Source organism: Luedemannella flava (assembly GCF_039528515.1).
In the GTDB taxonomy this organism is placed as follows: Bacteria; Actinomycetota; Actinomycetes; order Mycobacteriales; family Micromonosporaceae; genus Luedemannella; species Luedemannella flava.
Map to the genome: position 1 here is coordinate 1 of NZ_BAAALT010000358.1, position 3,900 is coordinate 3,900.

3 protein-coding genes are annotated in these 3,900 nt (G+C 72.7%); all 3 read left to right on the plus strand.

Annotated features, from left to right (window positions below; translation table 11 throughout):
* The coding region (locus tag ABD211_RS33380; RefSeq protein WP_344140563.1) for a UDP-N-acetylmuramoyl-L-alanyl-D-glutamate--2,6-diaminopimelate ligase at nucleotides 1-1,258 on the plus strand (1,258 nt) is incomplete at its 5' end.
* On the plus strand, nucleotides 1,255-2,643 hold the full coding sequence (locus ABD211_RS33385) for a UDP-N-acetylmuramoyl-tripeptide--D-alanyl-D-alanine ligase (RefSeq protein WP_344140566.1): 1,389 nt from the start codon (nucleotides 1,255-1,257) through the stop codon (nucleotides 2,641-2,643). The genes ABD211_RS33380 and ABD211_RS33385, both read left to right, overlap by 4 nt.
* Nucleotides 2,640-3,758 carry a phospho-N-acetylmuramoyl-pentapeptide-transferase gene (gene mraY / locus ABD211_RS33390; RefSeq protein WP_344140568.1) on the plus strand — a complete coding sequence of 373 codons (1,119 nt, stop codon included), beginning with the start codon at nucleotides 2,640-2,642 and terminating at the stop codon, nucleotides 3,756-3,758. The genes ABD211_RS33385 and mraY overlap by 4 nt, the downstream gene beginning before the upstream one ends.
* Nucleotides 3,759-3,900 lie beyond the last annotated feature (142 nt).

Here is a 3,900-nt window from a genome sequence, read left to right on the forward strand (position 1 = left end):
CGCGGCCGCCGGCCAGCCGACGCTCATCGCCGGTGGCGCCCGGGCCGCGCTCGGGCCCGTCGCCTCGGCCGTCTACGGCGACCCGACCGCGCGGCTGCCGGTCATCGGCATCACCGGCACGGCCGGCAAGACCTCCACGGCGTACCTGGTGGAGTCGGGGCTGCGCGCCGCCGGGCACCGGACCTGCCTCATCGGCACCGTGGAGACCCGCGTGGGCGACACGGTCGTGGACAGCGTCCGGACCACCCCCGAGGCCACGGACCTGCACGCCCTGTTCGCGGCCGCCCTGGAGGCGGGCGTCACGGCCGGTGTCATGGAGGTGTCCAGCCACGCCCTGGCGTACGGCCGGGTGGGTGGGGTCCGCTTCGCCGTCGGCGGCTGGACCAACTTCGGCTCCGACCATCTCGACTTCCACCGCGACCTCGACGACTACTTCGCCGCCAAGGCCGCCCTGTTCGACGGCCGGTGCGGCGCCGAGGTGCTCAACCTCGACGACGAGGCCGTGCGCAAGCTCGTCCGCCCGACCAGGGTGACCTATTCCGCCGCCGGCGACCCGGCCGCCACCTGGCGTGCCGCCGACGTGCGGCCGGACCGGTACGGCCAGCGGTTCACCGCGCTCGGCCCGGACGGCGTCGCCGTTGACGCGGGCGTGGGCCTGCCGGGCCTGCACAACGTCGCCAACGCGCTGCTCGCGATCGCCTCCCTGGTCGCATTCGGGGTCGATCCCGTCGTCGCGGCCAAGGGCGTGGCCGCGTGTCCGGGTGTGCCCGGCCGGCTGGAGCGGGTGACCGCTCCGGGCCCGGTCATCGGGGTCGTGGACTACGCGCACAAGCCCGGTGCGATCGTCGCCGCGCTCGCCGCCCTACGTGCTTCGCTGCCCGAAGGCGGCCGGTTGATCTGCGTCATCGGCGCCGGCGGTGACCGGGACAAGGGCAAGCGCCCGGTCATGGGCGCGGCGGCCGCCGAGGGCGCCGATCTGGTGATCGTCACCGACGACAACCCGCGCACCGAGGACCCGGCCGCGATCCGCGCCCAGGTCCTCGCGGGCGCGGCCGGACCCGCCGAGGTGGTTGAGGTTCCCGGGCGAAAAGCGGCGATCGACGAGGCGGTGCGGTTGGCCAGGCCCGGGGACGTCGTCGCCCTGCTGGGCAAGGGCCACGAGCGCGGTCAGGAGATCAACGGCGTGACGCACCCGTTCGACGACCGCACGGTGCTCGCCGAGGCCCTCGCCGGCCGGTTCGCCGGAGCGGTCGCATGATCGGGATGACGCTGGCCGACATAGCGGCGGCCGTCGGCGGCACGCTGCACGGCGTACCAGATAAAGATCTTGAAGTGACCGGGCCGGTGGAGTACGACTCCCGGGCGGTGCGGCCCGGTGGGCTGTTCGTGGCGTTCGCCGGCGCGAAGGTCGACGGGCACGACTTCGCGCCGACCGCGCTGGCCGCCGGGGCCGTCGCGGTGCTCGGCACCCGGCCCGTCGACGCGCCGACGATCGTCGTGGCGGACCCGCTCGCCGCGCTCGGCAGGCTCGCCCGCGCCGTGGTCGACCGGCTGCCCGACCTGACCATCGTGGGCATCACCGGCTCGTCGGGCAAGACGACCACCAAGGACCAGATCGGGCAGGTGCTCGCCCGGCACGGGGCCACCGTCGCCCCGGCGGGCTCGTTCAACAACGAGCTGGGCCTGCCGCACACGGTGCTCAAGGCCGACGCCGACACCCGGTACCTGGTGCTGGAGAAGGGTGCGCGGGGCATCGGCCACATCGCCTACCTGTGCGGCATCGCGCCGCCCCGGATCGGCGTCGTGATCAACGTGGGCGACGCCCACATCGGCGAGTTCGGCTCGGTCGAGGCGATCGCGCGGGCCAAGGGCGAGCTGGTCGAGGCGTTGCCCGCCGCGGCCGCCGGCGGCGTCGCGGTGCTCAATGTGGACGATGCCCGGGTACGGGCGATGGCCGCCCGCACGAGCGCGCGGGTGGCGTTCGTCGGCGAGGATGGGACGGCCGACCCGCGCGCCGTCGACGTGCGCCTCGACGCGCGCGGTCGGGCGTCGTACACGCTGGTCACGGCCGCCGGGTCGGCGCCGGTGACCCTCGCGGTGCCGGGCGCGCACCAGGTCGGCAACAGCCTCGCGGCGGCGGCCGTGGGGCTCGCCGTCGGCATGGACCTCGCCGACGTGGCGGCGGCCCTCGCCGATCTGCGGGCCGTGTCGAGCCGAAGGATGGATGTTTTCGACCGTGCCGACGGTGTCACGGTCATCGACGACTCGTACAACGCCAACCCGTCCTCGACGGCGGCGGCGTTGCGCGCGTTGGTGACGGTCGGTGACGGCCGCCGCACGATCGCCGCTCTGGGCTACATGGCCGAGTTGGGCGATCATGAACGGGCCGGCCACGAGGGAGTGGGGCGGCTCGCCGCCGAACTCGGCGTGGACCTGCTCGTGGCGGTCGGCGATGCCGGTCCGATCCACGACGGCGCGCTGACGGTTGCTCAGTGGGGAGGAAAGTCGGTGCACGTGACCGATCAGGCACAGGCCGTCGCGCTGCTGCGCGACGAGCTGAAGCCGGGGGACGTGGTACTCGTGAAGGGCTCGCGGTACCGCACGTGGGACATCGCTGATGCGCTGCGTGAGGTGACCGCGTGAGGGCGGTCATCGTTGCCGCGGCGGTGGCCTTCCTGTTGTCGCTGTTCTGTACGCCCCTGGCCATCAAGGGGTTCACGAAGCTGCGGGCCGACCAGCCGATCCGCAGCGAGGGGCCGCAGACCCACCTGAGCAAGAAGGGCACGCCCACCATGGGCGGCGTCGTCTTCGTGCTGGCCACGGTGATCGCCTATGTGGCCGGGCACCTGTCGCTGCTCACGCTGCCGGACGCGCAGCTGCACCCGACGGGTCCCACGATCACCGCGCTCGTGGTGCTGGGCCTGTTCGTGATGCTGGGCCTCGTCGGGTTCCTCGACGACTTCCTCAAGGTGCGCAAGCGCAACAGCCTCGGCCTGAGCAAGAAGCGCAAGCTCATCGCGCAGACGGCCGTGGGCGCCATCTTCGGCGTCATCGCGCTGTACGTCCCCGGTCAGGGCAACGCCGGCACCGTGGCGAGCCCGTACATCTCGTTCGTCAAGGACGTCAACTGGCTCACCATCGGCAAGCTCGGCGCGCTGGCGCTGTTCGTGTTCGTGGTGATGGCCATGTCGAACGCGGTGAACCTCACCGACGGCCTCGACGGCCTGGCCACCGGCGCGTCCGTGATGGTGCTCGGCGCCTACGCGTTCATCGGGTTCTGGCAGTACCGGCACTGGGCGGCCGACCCCAGCTACAAGGGCGACTACGTCTACTACGTGCGCGACCCGTTGGAGATCAGCATCATCGCGGCGGCGGCCGCGGCGGCCTGCTTCGGCTTCCTGTGGTGGAACGCGTCGCCCGCGAAGATCTTCATGGGTGACACGGGCGCGCTCGGCCTGGGCGGGCTCATCGCCGGCCTCGCGTTCGCCACCCGCACCGTGCTGCTCGTGCCGATCCTCGGCATGCTGTTCACGATCATCACGGTCACCTGGATCATCCAGATCGGGTCGTACCAGATCTGGCAGCGCCGGGTGTTCCGGATGGTGCCGTTGCAGCACCACTTCGAGCTGGCCGGGTGGAGCGAGGTCAACATCGTCATCCGGTTCTGGATCATCGTCGGGCTCGGCGTCGCCACGGCGCTCGGCCTGTTCTACGCCGACTTCCTACGGGTCGTGGGCGCCGAGGTGGTCAACACGTGACCGAGCCGGACTACGCCGGCGCTCACGTGCTCGTCGCGGGCGCGGCGGTCGCGGGCGCGGCCAGCGCCCGGGCGCTGCTCGCCCGCGGCGCGACCGTGACCGTCCTCGACCGCCGCGACTCCGACTCGCTGGCGGCCCTGCG